The organism is Stenotrophomonas sp. 1L-E-5-B-C3, from assembly GCF_057292075.1.
This window is the reverse complement of the sequence record NZ_JBXAWS010000002.1, coordinates 466,032-482,907: the sequence shown is the minus strand read 5'-3', so window position 1 is coordinate 482,907 and position 16,876 is coordinate 466,032. Positions and strand designations below refer to the sequence as shown.

The following is a 16,876-nucleotide window of genomic DNA, read 5'->3' as shown; positions in this document are numbered from 1 at the left end:
GGCCGGATCCTCACAGATCCGGCCCTTTGCTTTCGCGTTTGCCGGGCAGGGCCCGGCGCTATCTACCGCCGCGGTGCGTCCGGGTCGGTGCGCAGCGCCTTCAGCAGGCCCCACATGTAGAACGCCAGAGTGAACGAGAACGGCAGGCCGCACAGCACCACCGCCGTCTGCATCGCACTGAAGTTGCCGGCCAGCAGCAGGCCGACGCTGGCCACGGTGATGCCGGCCGCCCAGAACACGCGCAGCCAGATCGGCGCGTCATGGCCGTCTTCCACGCCATCGTCAACGCGACGGGTGCACAGGTTGGCGATCATCAGCGTGCCCGAATCGACCGGGGTCAGGAACAGCACGAAGCCGATCACCACCGCGGCACCGGCCACGTACGGCGCGCCGGGCAGGTATTCCAGCAGCTTGAACAGGGTCATTGCCGCATCGTGCTGGGCCACGTCACCCAGGATCGCCTGGCCGTGATTGAGCACCAGGTCGATGGCGGTGTTGCCGAAGATCGACAGCCACGCCAGGGTGAAGCCGAGCGGAATCAGCAGCACGCCCATGATCACTTCGCGGATGGTGCGGCCACGCGAGATACGCGCCACGAACAGACCGACGAACGGCGCCCAGGCGATCCACCAGGCCCAGTAGAACAGCGTCCACGAGCCCATCCACTCGCGGCCCTTGGGGTCGTTGAGGTACATGTCGAAGCTCTTGCGCACGAATGCGCCGAGGTAATCGCCGGTGTTCTGGATCAGGCCGTCGAACAGGTGCAGGGTCGGGCCAGTGACCAGCACGAACAGCAGCAGGCCACACAGCAGGCGCACGTTGAGGTTGGAGAGCCAGGCAATGCCCTTCTCCACGCCGGCCACCACGCCGATGGTGGCCACCACCATCATCACCAGCACGATCGCCACCAGCACCTGCGGCGTATCCGGGATGTGGAACAGGTAGACCAGGCCGGACTGCACCACCAGCGCGCCGATGCCGAGGTTGGTCACCATCGAGATCAGCGTGGCAAGGATGCCGAAGCCATCGACCATGTCGCCGATGCGGCCATGGATGCGCTCACCGAAGATCGGGTACAGCGCCGAGCGCAGCGCCAGCGGCAGGTTCCGGCGGTAGGCGAAGTAGCCCAGGGCCACGCCGACCAGGGCGTACAGCGCCCAGCCGTGCAGGCCCCAATGCAGGAAGGTCAGCACCATTGCCTCGCGGCCCGCTGCCACCGTTCCGCCGGGCTGCCCGGGCGGATTGAGGAAGTGGTCCAGCGGCTCGTAGGCGCCGTAGTACAGCAGCGCGATGCCGATGCCAGCCGAGAACAGCATTGATACCCAAGCGACGTAGCCGAAGGCCGGTGATTCCTCGTTGTGGCCCAGGCGGATACGGCCGTATGGCGAGAACGCCAGCCACAGCACGAAGCCCAGGCACAGCACGATCAGCAGCATGTACCACCAGCCGAACGCCGCCGACACCTCGGCCTGCGCCCATTGCAGCCAGTGCTCGCTGCCTTCGGGATAGAGAACGGTGAGCAGCCCGAGGATGCCGATCGACACCGAGGAACTGAAGAAGACAAAACGGTTCAAGCGCAGGGGCGAACGCTTGGGATGAGCCAGGGAAGACATGGGGTCGTCTCATCAAGTCCGAGGGAGCACATGGGCGGGGCCGGACCGGTAAACCGGGCCCATGGCGTGGGGCGCGAGCGCATCCTAGGGTTTATTGATTGAACGTTCAATCAATAAAAAGCATAATGAGGGTCGGCAGGGAATCGTTACGTACAGGGCCAAAAACCACCTAAGCGATTGAAACGCAATGATAATTGCCTTGTCCCGATAGCGCATCTCCCCGTCTATGGGGCCTGTTCAAGGACTTTCGCTGTATAGCTCAGCGGCGCCACTTCCCTATCAAGGTCGAGATGGTAGTCGCCGAAGCGGTTGATGTGGCTGGTCCGAAACGGCGACAGTCCGGCCAGGATCTCGGGCGTCAGTTCAACTCCCTCCTTCCGCATCTCAGCCAAGGTCCGGCTCATGCCTTCTACGTTGTGGAGGATGATCATGTTAGCGACCAGCTGGCTGTACTTGATGATCTTGCGCTGCTCGTGTTGGACGTTCTCAGCAATGATCCCCTGGCTGCCAAAGAACACCCATTTTACGAAGCCGTTGTACTCCTCGCTCTTGTTGGTCGCAGCATGGATCGTTTTCCGAATCTCGTTGTCATCGATGTAGCGCAGCAAGAACAGCGTTCGGACGGCCTTGCCAAGTTCCCGGAAGGCGAAGTACAGCTTGTTCTTCCGGCTGTAGGTGCCCAGCCGGCGCAGGATCGAGGACGCGGTGATCTTCCCCAATCGGATCGAGATCACTACCCGCAGCATGTCGTGGAGATGGGTGGCGATCAGTTGCCAGTCGATGCTGTCTCCGAACAGTGCCTGGATGTTCTTATAGGTCCTGCCAGGTTCAGGCCGGAAGAATGTGAGATCCTTGATGTTTCGTATCCTGGGCATCAGCTGGATGCCCAGCATGTGGGCCAAACCGAAGACCGGATAGCTTTGGGCCTGCGTGTCGCCATGGACGATCTCGGGCTGGATGTCGGACGTGTTGGCCAGCAGGCCATCGAGGATGTAGATGCCCTCGTGCACGCCACAGGGAATGAAGTGGCTGAACAGCGCCACGTATTTGTCGGACACATGGTAGTAGCCGATGCCGCCGTAGCCGCCGTAGCGGATGTGGTACTCCGACAGCAGGTTGTCCTCGTACACGCTCCACTTGGTGCCATCTGCTGACGCGCTCTTGCCGCTGCCCCAATAGCCCGGCAGGTCAAATTTGTTGTAGGTATTGATGACCTCCACGATGGCCTTCTCAAGGACATCTTCGGTCACGTATTTGAGGTTGAGCCAAGCGACCTGGCGACGGCTGAAGCCCTTGATCGACCGCGCCGTCTGCGTCGGACCCAAGTTGCAGCCATAGCAAAACAGCGTGGTGATCACCCGTCGAGGGAGATCTTCAACCTGGCTCTCGGTGCCGGCGATCGGACGGAAGAATCGGTGCAGATCCAGCCATTGGCTGGCGTCGATCAGGACATCGACGATGCTGGACTCCGGGAGCCGTTCGGCGATGAGGCGGTCCACGGTGGCAATGGCGCTTGAGACCTCGGCGCGTTGCCCCTTCCGCAGTACCAGGCGTCCTTCCAGAATGTCCGCATGAACATTCTCGGGGAAACGCTCGTCAACTTCGTCGGCCAAGTCGGTCAGTTGTGCGCGCAACCCGGCCACGAAAGTCGCAGCGTCGGTGGGCAAGCCTGACACCTGGCCATAGGCTTCCAGTTCCTGGGCCAAGGTGGCTTCATCGACCAGCTGCTCGCGGTAGTCGTCAAATCGTTCGCTGCTCGGGATGAAGAGATCTCCCGACTTCAGTTCGTCCTTGACCTGCACCAGCACGGCCAGCTCGAAGTACTTACGGTGCATCCAGCCGGCGCCTGCCGCGCTGGCCCGCTTGCCAAACACGTGCTGACGCCAGAGCTTGGACATCCAATCGAAGTCCTTTTCCGGGTCCAGGCCGAGGGATGCGACCTCGATCAGCTCACGGCGTTGGTTGCGCAGCGACAGCACCGCTGCAATCAACGGCTCCATGCCGGCATCGTGGCTGGTTGCCCGCAAGTTCATCAGCTCCAGCCCATTGAACAGCAGCGGCCTGACCGCGCCGTAGGGTTGCAGCATGAAAGGCAGATAGTTCTTTCCTGCGTATGCCATATGTTCTTCGCATTCGGCCAACAAGGTCGACACTTCCGCTTCCAGACTGTTATCGATGGCATCCACGCGCTGACTATCGCTGCCGTCGAGCTGATAGGCCTGCAGGATTTCCTTGAGCTGGCCGATCAGGAAGTCGGCCCGCTTGGCATGTTCGAGCTGGTAGGCCAGCAGCTTTTGCTGGGCCGTGTTCTCCAGCCCGCGCACCTGCTTGATGAACAGCTCGGCTGCGTCATCCAGCGTCTTGGCATGCTGGGCGCGAATGAAGATGGTGGCCAACGCATAGCGCTTGTCCGGAGCCAGTTCGGCTAACTCGCTGGCGTCATAGGCGCGAGCCATTGCACGGAATTGCTTGAGCTTGGGCACCGGCACATCGATGGGAGGCAGCTGCTCGGCCAACTGCTGCAGCATGCGGATGTGCTGCAGATAGAACCGGACCTCCTTGTTGGTCGGTCGGCCAGGCTCGCGCTTGAGCGATTGCCAGCCAGTAAATCTGGAGCCTTCCGGTGCGCGCAGCAATTCGTCAATGAGCGTGCGCGTGGCAGGCGTCAGCGCGTGACTGATGCTGCGGTAGTAGCCCAGATTGACCCGCTCACGTGCGCCGATGGCGGCCAGCTCCAGGGTGCGGAAGCCTGGCAGTTCGTAGCGGTGGTGCACCAGCTCTTCGAGCAGGACGTTCACGATGTCCGGGATGGTGTGCTTGGTCTGGGCTGCTCCGGTGGCCACCGTGTCCAGCCAGGCCAAGCCTGATTTGTCCAGGGGATGTACCCCGATGAACTGCCGAAGCTGCGGCATATGGCGGCGCTGGCTACCGGAAGCGTCGTAACGTTCGAGCTGGTCGGTGTCCAATACGCGCCCGAGTCGGGCGGCCTTGGCGATGTGCTTCCGGATCCGCTCGGGCACTTCGGCTAACACCGTGAAGTAACCCAGGCGCTGGAAGAGCTTGAGATGAATCAGTACCGCCAGCTGCGGTCCCGGCTGGGTGGTCAGCTGCTTGGCGAATGCAATCTCAGCGGCGGTGGGGGTATAGATCTCCTCCAGTTCCTTGGCGGTGGGATCAGGCTTCAGTCGCGGGTAGGCGGTCTCGTGAAGGGTAGCCATTGGATCCGGAGGTTATGAGGGGATCAATCCCAGTGCCGGCCGTCGTCTGTATTGAGAGACGCTTCCAGGAAACACTGGTGCGTATCGGCCATGCGGTGCATGTCATCGAGCAACGTGGCCAGGATTTCATCCAGATCCCGGTCGGGATCGGTGGGAACAGTCAACTGGTACTCGCTGCTGGCAGTGTTCAGGCGCACAGCCTGGAACGGGGCCAAGCAGATCTCTTCGATCCGGCCTCGGGCCTTGGCCGCGCCGCGGCCCGTGCGGGCAAACGGGGTCAGCACCATGCGCAGGCGCAGCTGCAAGGCCGGTTTGCCCTCGGGCGCCGGCAGTGCCATCGCCGGTACCGGCGCGGTTGGACTGGGCAGGCTTGCTTCAATGCGGTCACGGGCAAAGGGGTCACGCCCGTCCAGATAGCGCATGGCCGACTGCACATCGCGCCAGCCCACGTACTCCATCAGCGCCTTCATGTCCCAGCCTTGGTCGTTGGCCCAGCTGGCAAAGCCGCGGCGCAACGAATGGCTGCTGTGGAGCCCCGCATCGGCAAAGCCGGCACTGGTCAGCAACTCGCGTAGCAGGCGCACCAAGCTGTTGGGATGCAGGCCCTCGGCGCTCACCTGGCCCCATTGGTTAACCGCCCGAAACACCGGCCCTTCGTGCAGGTCGGCCGCCTGCAGCCACACCTGGGTCGCCTCCACCGGGCACAACCGCGACAACGCCGGCACCTTGTAGGTGACGCCGGCGGCCTGGCGGTCGCCCTTGCTGCGCGGCAGGAAACAGGTCATCCCCTGTCCCGGCACCAGCGTGAGATGGGCCACGTCCAGACGCAGCAGTTCATCGCCACGGAAGCCCCGCCAGAATCCGAGCAGCACCAACGCTCGGTCGCGTTGATGGCGCAGCGCCGCCGCTCCGTCGCCCCGGGCATGCGCCGCCGCGATCGCGGCAGCCAACCAGTCATCGAGCTCGACCAGCCGCCGAATCTGCAGCGGCGCGGCTTGCTTGACCTGGCCCGGGTGCAGGGTCTGGATGCCTTTGAGCACCTTGCGCACCAGCGGCGACCGGGTCGGGTCGACAAAGCCGTGGTCGCGGTGCCAAGAGGCAATGGCGGCCAGCCGGTGGCGAAGCGTGCTGGCGGCTAGGGTCTGCGCATACGCGGCCAGGTACCGCGCCACGCTGTCCGGTGTCGCTGGGAGGTGGCCTTGCCATTCAACCTCGAAGTGCCGCAGCGCCGACGCATAGCTGCGCACCGTGTTCTGGCGCGTGGCTGCATCGAGGTAGCGGTCCAGTTCGGTCACTGGCGCGTGGCCTCCACAGCGACCGGCTGCCGCAGGGTCGACAGGATGGTGCATTCAGCCCGCTGCCCACCGTGGCAACTGGCAATCACCCGTTCCAACTCGGTGGCCATGCGCTCCAGGTCGGCCATGCGCGCCCGCACGTCGGTCAGATGGCTGCGTGCCAGCCGGTCCACGTCCCCGCACGAAAGCTCCTCATCGCCGGCCAGCTGCAGCAGGCTGCGGACCTCCTCCAGGCTGAAGCCTAGGTCCCGGCCGCGCGCAATGAAGCGCAGCCGCTCGATGTCGGCCGGGCCATAGACCCGGTAGCCATTGCCCGAGCGCCCCGGGCGCGGCAACAGGCCGATCCGCTCGTAATAGCGGATCGTCTCCAGGTGGCATCCACTGGCGTCGGCAGCCTCACTGATTTTCATTCGTAGTACGCTTGACTCCGTAGTAGCTACGGACTTTACACTCACCTGCTGTGTCATGCCAGCGACCCGCCCGGGCCCGGCTTCCCTGCGACTGGAGATGTTCCGATGAGTGATTGCGGCTGCCACCACGAGGCCAAGAATGCGCAGGAGCGGCGCGTCCTCTGGATCGCCCTAGCGTTGAACGCGGCGATGGCCGTGATCGGCGGCATCGCCGGCTGGATTGCCCATTCCACTGGCCTGCTGGCCGACGCTCTGGACATGCTGTCCGATGCCACCGCCTATGCCATTGGCCTGGTCGCTATCGGGCGCACGGCGCGCTTCAAGGCCAATGCCGCTTGGGTCAGCGGCAGCGTGCTGCTTGTGCTGGGTGTGGGCGTGTTGGTTGAGGTGGGCCGCCGGGTGATGTACGGCGCCGAGCCGGTCAGCGGCTGGATGATTGGCACCGCCCTGCTGTCGCTGGCGGTCAATATGGCGGTGCTGCGCATGCTGGCACCGCTAAAGTCCGGCGAAGTGCATCTGCGAGCGACGTGGCTGTTCACGCGGGCCGATGTGGTCGCCAATGTTGGGGTGATCCTGGCCGGTCTGTTGGTGTGGTGGCTGGCCAGCCCGTACCCGGATTTCGTGATCGGCGCCCTGATCGGCCTGTATGTGATCAAGGAAGCCTTCGAGATTTTAGGTGATGCCCGCCGGGCAGGTGCCGACGCGCGCAAGACGGCTGCATGACCAGGCTTGGCCGACTGAGCTCGGACTCTGGCGGCTGCGCTTGAACCCGGCACTGTCACGTGGCGCAGCTGGCCCCCGACCTAATCCGTCGCAGCTCAATCTGCGTGACCGTGCGGAAGCTCAGGCAAAACGTTAACTTTCTGTTCTTCGGATGCCGGATTCCGTCAATTTCCCGCGCCAGCTTTTGCCTGGCCACCTGACTCGCAGAGGCCACTCGAGCCCGCGAGATTGATGAATAAGCGTCAGCTTGCTGATGAGCGGGACCCAAGGTATCTTTCCGGCCTCAAATGTATCAGTCCTAGCCACACGTGCCTTCCATTGTCATCCATGCCAAGCGCTACGCTCTGGCACTGCTGCTCGCAGTGATGATCATCGTGCCTGTCGTTGATGCTTCGGTCTGCTTCTCTGAGGAGCAGTCACACCAGGAAGTGGCAGGGCCAGGCGATGGCCACCCCGATAAGGCGCATGCCGCTTGTGGTCACGGTCACTGCCACCACAGCAGCACTTTTGTGGCGTCCAACGGTTTCACCAGTGCCGAAGCCGCAAGAAATGAAGGCGGGCACACGTTCTACGAACAGCCCATGACGTCCCACATCCCGGACACGCTGATTAGACCTCCCAGGCTTTGATCGCATAACAGGCGCAACGCGCCTGTCAGTCCTTCTGCGATCACCTTTGTGTAGGTCTTTCCATGAACACATCTTGTTGCTGGGCGCTCCGTGCGCTCGGCCGACGCGTGGCTGCACGTGCAGTCGCCGGCCAGTACTGCGCCGCCTTGAAGAAGGCGACCTGAATGCCCTTCTCAACATCTACCAATCTCCGAACTGCACGCGATCGAGCGGCACTACTGATGGCAACCTCCGTGCTTGCCATCGGCGCATCTCTTGGTGTGCGCGATTTTGGGCCTGTCGACGAACCGAGATTTGCCTTGGTTGCCACCCAAATGGTGGCAACCGGAAGCTCGCTGTTCCCGCGTCGGGGAGCGGAGCTGCACCCAGACAAGCGTCTCTTCATGTGGATCTCGGCTGCACTGCTGTCACTGACCCAAAACCTGCGGACCGCGGTCCTGGCCCCTTCGCTGGTGTCAGGCGTTGCATATGTGTGGATGGCTTTCCATCTAGGAACGCGCAATGGCGGCCGTGTGCGCTAGGGGCGCGCGCGGTGGTCAATAAAAAGGAATCACCAATGCATTACGTGAAAACAGAATTCAACCGAGGCAGTTCGCGCGGGGGCCTAGGCTCAGATCCACTGGGCCGTCTTGGCAAGCCCATCTGCGGCCCGCAGCTGGGCGTCAACACGTTGATTATCATCGTGGCGATGTACTTCACGTTCTTTCTCAACAGCGCGTTCTTCGCAGAAGTAATTGCGAAGAGTGGTGCGGACGGAGCAGCTCGTGCGCTACTTGTTATCTCTACGGGAGCGATCCTCACTGCCTTGAATGTGCTCATTCTCGGATTGCTATGCGTTCGATGGACGGTGAAGCCGGTTCTTGCATTGCTTCTCGTCGTGTCCGCTACTGCTGCCTACTATTCAGACAATTACAGCGTCTACTTCGACGCCAGCATGGTACGAAATGTGCTGAAGACCGACGGCGCTGAAGCCGGAGAGTTGCTGACCTGGGGCTTCTTTCTTGCGGTACTAATTAAAGGCGTCGTGCCAGCTATCGCGGTATGCATGGTAAGGCTCCAACGTTCTTCCAATGTGACGCGGGCGATACTTGCAAGAGTGCTTCTACTTGGCATGGCGGTTGTTGTAATCGTTGGCGCGGCAATTGCGTCATTCGACGACCTCTCATCACTCATACGCAATCACAAGCAAGTCAGATACCTTGCAAACCCTGGAAACTACATCGCTTCCATTGCGAAGGTTGTGCGAGAAGACACCCGTGCGGAGCGCGGTCCGATCCAAGTGGTTGGCCCCGATGCCATGATGACGCCTCATCCGCCAGGCGCGAAGCCCCACTTCTTGGTCATCGTTGTAGGTGAGACGGTTCGTGCGCAGAACTGGGGTTTGAATGGATACGGCAGACAGACAACGCCACAGTTGGCAGCGTTGGACGTCGTCAATTTCTCAGACGTGACCGCCTGCGGGTCAAACACCGAAGTGTCGGTGCCCTGTATGTTCTCTGCGTACGGGAGGCGAGACTACGATCGAGACAAGATCAAAGGTTCGGAGTCGCTTCTGCATGTTTTGGAGCGTGCCGGGGTCAGGACCCTATGGCGTGACAACCAGACTGGATGCAAGGGCGTCTGCTCTGATCTGGCATTTGAATCCTATCGCGTGCCGGTCAAGGATGTTCTGTGCGACGACCAAGCATGCCGTGACGAGATTATGCTGCAAGGTCTGCATGACTCGATCGAGGACAACCCTGGTGATGTCGTTGTCGTTCTACATCAGCTGGGGAACCACGGACCCAGCTACTTCAAGCGATACCCGGAAGATCTGACGAAATTTACTCCCGACTGCCGAAACGCAGACTTGGGCAAGTGCACACGCGGTGAAATCGTCAATGCGTATGACAACGCGGTCCTTGCGACAGATGACTTCCTTGCAAAGACAATTCGCATGCTTGAACAGGACAAGAGTCACGATACCGGGCTGATCTATGTCTCCGACCACGGCGAGTCATTAGGGGAGGCGAACGTCTATCTTCACGGGCTCCCCTACGCTATCGCCCCTGATACTCAGATCAAGGTGCCGATGGTGATGTGGATGTCTGATGGTATGAAGAGCAGCAACAACCTGGACCTTCAATGTGTCCGGGACCGATCAAAGCAGCCGTCCAGCCACGACAACCTCTTCCATTCTGTGCTTGGCCTGATGCAGGTTAGGACGACGGTGCTAGACGAGAGCCTAAATCTGTTCTCAGGCTGTACCAGCAACGCCGGTCACAGCCTATAGCCGACCACGGCGAGTATCGCTGTTGGAAGACCCGTGAGCGTCTCTTGGGCCCAAAAGAAGGAAACATCGAAGTGGCAGATATGTACGGTCATCGTCCGCGGAGCATTGCGCGCGTCTTTGAGGCGCTTCGCTGGTCTCTCCAGGGACTGAGATCAGCTTGGCTGCATGAATCGTCGTTTCGGTTGGAAGTTGTTATGGCCGCGGTGGCATTACCTACAGCTATCTTTTTCGGCAACTCAGGGGTAGAGCGAGTGCTTCTCATGGGGAGCGTACTGTTCGTTTTGGCATTCGAGCTGCTGAACTCCGCTATCGAGGCAGTGATCGAACGGTATGGCCCAGAAATCCATGAGCTGGCTGGTCGTGCGAAGGACATGGGGTCGGCTGCGGTGTTCGTGGCTCTTTGCAATGTCGCCCTCACATGGGCCGTTATCCTTGTGGGTTGATTCCCTGGGTCCCGACCTGAACGGGGCTAGGGTGCGTTCAAGCACAGCCACCGTAGTGTTTTTATGTAATTGTATCCGTCCAAAAGAGGTTGCTAACCTTTCCCAATGCGTCGCTCTCTGCCTGCTATTCGTATATACCTGATGCTGCTGCTTTTGGCGGCGTTCGTGGTCGTGCCTGTGGCCGAGGCATTGGCGTGCGCGCAAGAAGCGACGGTCAGCGTGGGCGATGTGCACGCCTTGCAAAGTGATTCAGACTCCGAGTCGAGCAAGAGCAAGGATTCGTCCAGTGCCGATGCCTGTGGCCATGGGCATTGCCACCATTCAACGGCAAGCCTCCCAGCTGCCGGTCACGACGATCTGTTCGCCGATGGCCGGATTTCGCTGCACAGTACCGAGCACGGGGACGTCTACGCCCTCCGACTCGACGGACCCATGCGCCCCCCCCGTATCTGATCTGGCTCTGCCCCGCATTTGCGGGTAGTTCGCTCAGATAATTTACGGGAGTTTTTATGTCGATTTTGACGGGTCGGTCGCTTTCAGCGACCGGGTTGGCTGTCGCTGTTCTGCTGGCGTTGGTGCCAACCGGGCATGTAGCTGCTCAAACTGCACCATCTTACGAATCGTTGCTTTCTCGCTTGAACCAGATGCCTGCGACGGTCCAAGGCGTCGCGCTGGCTGAGGCAGCCGAGGCGCGGGTACAACAGGCTCGGGCACTGCCCAATCCGACGGTCTCCATCGAAGCGGAGAACGCCTACGGCACTGGTCCCTACAAAGGTTTCTCAAACGCTGACAGCATTGTCACCCTCTCCCAGCCGCTGGAGATTTGGGGTCAACGAGGGGCCCGAGTGCGCGCCGCGCGTGCGGAGGCTGGGGCTGCAGGCTTGCGGGGTGATCTGATGCGCAGTGACGCAGCGGGTCGCCTGGCTGCGACATACGCCGAAGCAGAGGCTGCGCTGCGCCGATATGAGTTGGCCAGCGAGGCATTGGCCTTGATTGAACAGGACGCCAAGGCGGTAGCTGCGATGGTCAGCGAGGGACGTGAGCCCAACCTGCGCGGTGTGCAGGCACGGAGCGAGGTCGCCAATGCAAAGGCCAGCCTAGATGAGGCCGAGGCCTACCGGGATGCGGCGCTTGCTCGCCTAGCCGGGGTGTCCTTAGTGGACAGCCCGCTGACCGACATCGGCGAAAGCCTGCTTGACCGAGTGCCCTCTCACCCAATTGACAATGAGGCCGCCCCGCTTGCCGTTCGTATCGCCCAAGCCGAAGCGGACGCCTCCGGCCGCCTTATCGATGTTGAGCGCAAGCGTGCGTTGCCACAACTGAGTGCATCCGTGGCTCAGACGCGCTTCCGCCAAGCGGGCGACCAAGCTTACAACGTGGGCATCAGCCTTTCGATCCCCCTATTCGATCGTAACCGCGGTGCGATCCAGGCGGCCTATGCGGAACAACGTGCTGCCGAAGCGGTTCTGGAGGCTCAGAGGCGTGACAGTGAGGCGGCCCGTTTGGGAGCGGTAGCGAGTCTCAAGGCATCCAACAGCCGCGCACGAGCAGCGGATGAAAGCGTACAGGCCGCAGATGAAGCCTATCGGCTGGCCCGCATCGGATTTGAGGCAGGTCGTATATCGCAATTGGAGCTGCGCAGCACGCGATCAACCCTGATCGCTGCGCGTGGCAGTGCTGTGGATGCCCGTCTTAGCCGGGTGGCAGCAGAAATCGACCTCGCCCGCCTTGAAGGGCGCGCACCGTTTGTGGAGGCAAAATGAACAAGTACGGAAACAAGACGCTCATCGGAGCGACGCTGCTGGCTACCTTGATGATGACCGGCGCGCTGACCTCATGCAGTGGCGGGGCGCAGGAGGATGCCAAATCCACCGGTACGGAGGCAGAAAAGCCGGCTGGAAAGGATGATGGTCACGACGATCACGCAGCTGACGCAAAGCCGGGCTCCGCCGAGGCGCACAGTGAAGGTGATGGTGATGGCGAACATGGCGAAGAGGAGTCCGAGGAAGGTGTAGTCAAGCTGACGCCTGACCAGATCAAGGCATCTGGCATCGGCGTGGTGGCTGTCGGCCGCGGCGGTGGCGCATCGACCCGCCTTGCAGGTCGCGTCGAGCCGGCCATCGGGGGGCGTGCTGCCATCGCCTCAACGGTCACCGGCCGCGTTGAGCGCGTGCTTGTTGCGCCGGGTACAGCCGTCAAGAGCAACCAGCCCCTGGTGATCATTGTCAGTGGAGAAGCTGCGACCTTCAAAGCCGCCGCCACTGCCGCTGCGGCGGAGGCCGAAGCCATTCGCCTGGCCTACGGCCGCGACAAGTCTCTTGTCGAGCAGGGCGTAGTGGCTCGCCAGGAGCTGGAGGCCTCGCGCGCGCGCTCTTTGGCCGCTGATGCCGCCGCTAGTGCTGCACGTGCACAGGTAGCGGCCAGTGGATCTCCGGACAGTTCCGGCCGGGTGACAATCTCCAGTCCTGTCGCTGGCGTGGTTGGCAACGTCCAAGTGACGCCCGGTGGTGTCGTCTCAGCTGGAACGCTTGTTGCGGAGGTTTCCAATCCGGACATGAATGAACTCGTATTCACTGCACCGCCAGCACTGGCCACTCTCGCGGTGCCCGGAATGAAGCTGGAAGTGACTGGCCCGGGCGGAAGCTTCGAAGCTGAGGTGATTGCCGCCGCTGCGAATGTGATGCAGCAGGGAGGCACCGCGACCATTCGCGCCAAACCAATTTCGGAGAAGTTGCCACCGGCCGGCTCCCCCGTTTCGGCCGTCATCATCGCCGATAGTGCCGCTGAAGGTATGAGTGTGCCGGCGGATGCGGTCCAAAGCGTTGATGGCAGAAGTGTTGTCTTCGTTGCCGTCCAGGGTGGTTTCCAGGCTACGCCGGTACTCGCTGGTCGTCGTGCAGGTAATCGAATCGAAATCCTTAACGGCCTGACAGGTAGTGAGCGCCTCGTAGGCGCCAATGCCTTCCTGCTCAAAGCCGAACTGGCCAAGGGCGAAGCCGAGCACGGCCACTAAGGGAACTCATACACCATGTTCAAGATCATCATTGAAGCAGCGGTCAAGTTCCGTTGGCTCGTGGTGTTTCTGGCTGCTTCGATTGCCTGCTTTGGCTTGTTCCAACTGAGCAAGCTGCCAGTCGATGCTGTACCAGATATCACCAACCGCCAGGTTCAGATCAATACCATCGCACCTGCCCTTACTCCGGAGCAGATTGAACGCCAGGTCACCTATCCTCTGGAGACGGCCTTGGCCGGCATCCCAGGTCTGAACACCACTCGCTCCCTATCACGCAATGGCTTCTCTCAGGTCACCGCGATCTTCACTGATCAGACCGACATCTATTTCGCCCGCCAGCAGGTGGCAGAGCGGATGCGGGAGGCTGCCGGAGATCTGCCCGAGGGCGTGTCCCCCATGCTCTCCCCGGTTACAACCGGGCTGGGCGAGGTTCTCATGTGGACGGTGGACTTCAAGCCATTCGACCCCAAGAAGCTGGCCAAGCCCGGCCAGGCTGGCTGGCAAGAGGGTGAGGTCTACCTGACACCAGAGGGCGATCGTCTTGGAACCGCCCAGGAGCGCGCAACGTACCTGCGTACTGTCCAGGACTGGATCATCGCACCACAGATGCGCTCCAGCCCCGGCCTGGCCGGTGTTGATACGGTGGGTGGGTACGTCAAGGAATACGGCATCTACCCCGACAGCGCTCGACTGGCGGCATACAACTTGGGTCTGGCCGATCTGGTCCAAGCACTGGAACGCTCCAACGTCCAGGCTGGCGCGGGTTTCGTCCAGCGTGCGGGCGAAGGCCTGGTCGTTAGGGCAGACGGCCTTGCCCTGACGACCGACGACTTGGCTCAGTCGCCGGTGGCCACCAAGGACGGTGTGGTCATCCGGGTGGCCGATGTTGCCGAGGTCGGTATGGGGCGCGCCCCACGGCTTGGTGCAGCTAGCCGAAATGGTCATGAGGCGGTACTGGGCACGGCACTGATGATCGCCGGCGGCAACAGCCGCACCGTCGCTCAAGCTGCAGCTGAGCGCCTGGCACAGGTCAATGAATCTCTGCCCGCCGATATCTTCGCAGAGCCAGTGCTGGACCGTAGTGTGCTGGTTAACTCCACTGTCAAGACTGTCGCCAAGAACCTGACCGAAGGTGCCCTGCTGGTCGTAGTTGTGCTGTTCCTGCTCCTGGGCAACCTGCGTGCGGCAGCCATCACCGCATTGGTCATTCCGCTGTCGTTCCTGTTCGCTGTTATCGGCATGAACAAGTTCGGTATCAGCGGCAACCTGATGAGCTTGGGTGCGCTGGACTTCGGAATCCTTGTAGATGGCGCGGTAATTGTGATCGAGTCCACCCTGCTGATGCTTGGCAAGCGGCGTGCCGAACTTGGCCGACCCCTCAATGCCATGGAGCGACTGCGTGTAGCCGCCGACTCGGCGAGGAAGATGGCGCGTCCTGCAGCCTTCGGTCAGGTGATCATCCTGTTGGTGTTCGCACCGATCCTTACCTTGGAAGGTGTGGAAGGCAAGACGTTCCACCCGATGGCCGCCACCTTCATGCTCGCCCTCGTTGGCGCATTCATCTTCTCCTTTACCTTCGTACCGGCGATGGCTGCCCTGCTGGTCAGGGAGCCCAAGCTCCACGCGAAGAAGGAAGGACACGAGGGCGACCAGGACGAAGAACATGAGACAGCCATCATCCGCGTCCTGCGCGGCCGCATCGAACCGGTGATCCAAGCGGCGATTCGTAGGCCCAAGGCAGTGTTCGCTGGCGCCCTCGTGATGCTCGCAATGGGCGTGGTCGGCTTTACGATGCTGGGTCGAGAATTCATGCCAACGCTTGATGAGGGAAACCTCGCTATGCAGGCGTTGCGTGTGCCATCTACGTCGCTTGAGCAATCGTTGGCTATGCAGTTGGCGCTGGAGAAGGCCATTGCTGCTGAACCAGAGGTTGTGACGGTCTTCTCGAGGACCGGTACTGCTGAAGCAGCTATCGACCCCATGCCGACCAACATCTCCGACAGTGTGATCGTACTTAAGCCGAGAAAGGAGTGGCCAGACTCTTCCCTGAGCAAGGAGGATCTGATTGCAAGGTTTGAGACGATCGCCGCCTCGCAGATAGGCAACAGCTTTGAATTCAGCCAGCCCATCGAGCTGCGCTTCAATGAGCTGATCTCAGGTGTACGTACGGACCTAGCCGTCATGATTTACGGCGATAACTTCGAGCAACTGCAAGCTGTTGCTGACCAGGTCGCGCTGAAGCTGAGAAATACTCAGGGCGCAGCGGATGTCCGTGTTGAACAGATTTCCGGCCTGCCCACGCTCAATGTGGCAATCGATCATCTTGCAGCTGCGCAGTATGGCCTCACGGCGGCGGACGTGAGCGACGCACTTTCAACCGGTATTGGCGGCGCTGCGGCAGGCAAGATCTTCGAGGGCGACCGCCGGTTCGATGTTGTGGTGCGCCTCGGCGACGATGCACGCAATGACCCCGATCAGCTCGCATCGCTGCCGATTGCAACCCCAACTGGGGGCATCGTGCCGCTCTCCTCTGTCGCACGCATTGAGATCAGCGAGGGGCCGAACCAGATCAGTCGAAACAACGGGAGCCGTCGTGTCGTGGTGCAGGCTAATGTTCGCGGTCGTGACTTGGGCGGGTTTGTCGGAGAGGCCCAAGCTGCGGTGAAGGACGTGAAGCTTCCACCAGGCGCCCACATGACGTGGGGCGGTCAGTTCGAGAACTTGCAGCGGGCGGAAAGGCGACTCATGACAGTTGTGCCGATTGTCTTCCTGCTAATCGGAAGTCTTCTGTTCATGGCATTGGGCAGTGCGAAGGAGGCGGGTCTGGTGTTCACCTGCGTCCCGCTTGCCCTGGTTGGCGGAATTCTCGCATTGCTGGTGCGTGGTATGCCGTTCTCGGTATCTGCCGCTGTCGGATTCATCGCGGTATCGGGTGTTGCGACGCTGAACGGATTGGTGCTCATGCAAGCCATCAGAGAGAGGCTTGATGCCGGTGACAGTCCATTGATCGCTGCAATGAACGGTGCCGGCAGCCGAATTCGAGCTGTGGTGACCACGGCGCTGGTGGCGATCGTCGGCTTCATTCCGATGGCTATTGCGAGTGGATCTGGTGCTGAGGTGCAGAAGCCTCTCGCCACGGTGGTCATTGGCGGCCTGTTGACCGCAACAGTACTGACACTTCTTGTGCTGCCGACATTTGCGGGGCGCCTGGCCAAGCCAGATCCCAAAGGGCAACCGGGAAATGTTCCCTGATTGATGGA

General features: G+C 61.3%; 12 protein-coding genes and 1 pseudogene. 9 read left to right on the top strand and 4 right to left on the bottom strand.

What is annotated here, in order from left to right:
* Positions 1–62: 62 nt before the first annotated feature.
* The 4 genes from AC0Z6F_RS04900 to AC0Z6F_RS04885 form a co-directional block, all read right to left on the bottom strand.
* Complete coding sequence (locus AC0Z6F_RS04900; RefSeq protein ID WP_065723202.1) at positions 63–1,613, bottom strand: BCCT family transporter; 1,551 nt, start codon at positions 1,611–1,613, stop codon at positions 63–65.
* 224 nt (positions 1,614–1,837) lie between these two features.
* Complete coding sequence (locus AC0Z6F_RS04895; protein ID WP_099539826.1) at positions 1,838–4,831, bottom strand: Tn3 family transposase; 2,994 nt, start codon at positions 4,829–4,831, stop codon at positions 1,838–1,840.
* Between the two features lie 23 nt (positions 4,832–4,854).
* Complete coding sequence (locus tag AC0Z6F_RS04890) at positions 4,855–6,126, bottom strand: site-specific integrase (protein ID WP_017355000.1); 1,272 nt, start codon at positions 6,124–6,126, stop codon at positions 4,855–4,857.
* Positions 6,123–6,536, bottom strand: a complete 414-nt coding sequence (locus AC0Z6F_RS04885) for a MerR family transcriptional regulator (RefSeq protein ID WP_014159604.1) — start codon at positions 6,534–6,536, stop codon at positions 6,123–6,125. The genes AC0Z6F_RS04890 and AC0Z6F_RS04885 overlap by 4 nt, the downstream gene beginning before the upstream one ends.
* A 105-nt stretch (positions 6,537–6,641) precedes the next feature.
* Here AC0Z6F_RS04885 and AC0Z6F_RS04880 point away from each other — a divergent pair, with 105 nt between their 5' ends.
* From AC0Z6F_RS04880 to AC0Z6F_RS04840, 9 genes and pseudogenes are all read left to right on the top strand, one after another.
* Positions 6,642–7,259, top strand: a complete 618-nt coding sequence (locus AC0Z6F_RS04880; protein WP_014159605.1) for a cation efflux transmembrane domain-containing protein — start codon at positions 6,642–6,644, stop codon at positions 7,257–7,259.
* Between the two features lie 308 nt (positions 7,260–7,567).
* On the top strand, positions 7,568–7,888 hold the full coding sequence (locus AC0Z6F_RS04875; RefSeq protein WP_062167471.1) for a hypothetical protein: 321 nt from the start codon (positions 7,568–7,570) through the stop codon (positions 7,886–7,888).
* A gap of 164 nt (positions 7,889–8,052) precedes the next feature.
* Positions 8,053–8,286 (top strand): annotated as a pseudogene (locus tag AC0Z6F_RS04870) (dolichyl-phosphate-mannose--protein mannosyltransferase); the annotation flags it as partial.
* Positions 8,287–8,444: 158 nt separating this feature from the next.
* Positions 8,445–10,160 carry a phosphoethanolamine transferase gene (locus tag AC0Z6F_RS04865; RefSeq protein WP_055765228.1) on the top strand — a complete coding sequence of 572 codons (1,716 nt, stop codon included), beginning with the start codon at positions 8,445–8,447 and terminating at the stop codon, positions 10,158–10,160.
* 71 nt (positions 10,161–10,231) lie between these two features.
* A complete protein-coding gene (locus AC0Z6F_RS04860; RefSeq protein WP_027080084.1) occupies positions 10,232–10,603 on the top strand; it encodes a diacylglycerol kinase in 372 nt (123 codons plus the stop codon).
* Between the two features lie 141 nt (positions 10,604–10,744).
* On the top strand, positions 10,745–11,056 hold the full coding sequence (locus tag AC0Z6F_RS04855) for a hypothetical protein (RefSeq protein WP_126941536.1): 312 nt from the start codon (positions 10,745–10,747) through the stop codon (positions 11,054–11,056).
* Between the two features lie 56 nt (positions 11,057–11,112).
* Positions 11,113–12,366, top strand: coding sequence for a TolC family protein (locus AC0Z6F_RS04850; RefSeq protein ID WP_062167469.1), 1,254 nt, complete (start codon positions 11,113–11,115; stop codon positions 12,364–12,366).
* Positions 12,363–13,616 carry an efflux RND transporter periplasmic adaptor subunit gene (locus tag AC0Z6F_RS04845; protein ID WP_062171269.1) on the top strand — a complete coding sequence of 418 codons (1,254 nt, stop codon included), beginning with the start codon at positions 12,363–12,365 and terminating at the stop codon, positions 13,614–13,616. Before AC0Z6F_RS04850 ends, AC0Z6F_RS04845 begins: the two co-directional genes overlap by 4 nt.
* A 15-nt stretch (positions 13,617–13,631) precedes the next feature.
* On the top strand, positions 13,632–16,868 hold the full coding sequence (locus AC0Z6F_RS04840) for an efflux RND transporter permease subunit (RefSeq protein ID WP_485616573.1): 3,237 nt from the start codon (positions 13,632–13,634) through the stop codon (positions 16,866–16,868).
* The last annotated feature ends 8 nt before the right edge of the window (positions 16,869–16,876 follow it).

Excerpts from the sequence above, each read along its gene's own strand:
- AC0Z6F_RS04895 (WP_099539826.1), bottom strand. The coding sequence starts at position 4,831 with ATGGCTACCCTTCACGAGACCGCCTACCCGCGACTGAAGCCTGATCCC.
- AC0Z6F_RS04850 (WP_062167469.1), top strand. The coding sequence starts at position 11,113 with ATGTCGATTTTGACGGGTCGGTCGCTTTCAGCGACCGGGTTGGCTGTC.
- AC0Z6F_RS04900 (WP_065723202.1), bottom strand. The coding sequence starts at position 1,613 with ATGTCTTCCCTGGCTCATCCCAAGCGTTCGCCCCTGCGCTTGAACCGT.
- AC0Z6F_RS04865 (WP_055765228.1), top strand. The coding sequence starts at position 8,445 with ATGCATTACGTGAAAACAGAATTCAACCGAGGCAGTTCGCGCGGGGGC.
- AC0Z6F_RS04840 (WP_485616573.1), top strand. The coding sequence starts at position 13,632 with ATGTTCAAGATCATCATTGAAGCAGCGGTCAAGTTCCGTTGGCTCGTG.
- AC0Z6F_RS04845 (WP_062171269.1), top strand. The coding sequence starts at position 12,363 with ATGAACAAGTACGGAAACAAGACGCTCATCGGAGCGACGCTGCTGGCT.
- AC0Z6F_RS04880 (WP_014159605.1), top strand. The coding sequence starts at position 6,642 with ATGAGTGATTGCGGCTGCCACCACGAGGCCAAGAATGCGCAGGAGCGG.
- AC0Z6F_RS04885 (WP_014159604.1), bottom strand. The coding sequence starts at position 6,536 with ATGAAAATCAGTGAGGCTGCCGACGCCAGTGGATGCCACCTGGAGACG.
- AC0Z6F_RS04855 (WP_126941536.1), top strand. The coding sequence starts at position 10,745 with ATGCTGCTGCTTTTGGCGGCGTTCGTGGTCGTGCCTGTGGCCGAGGCA.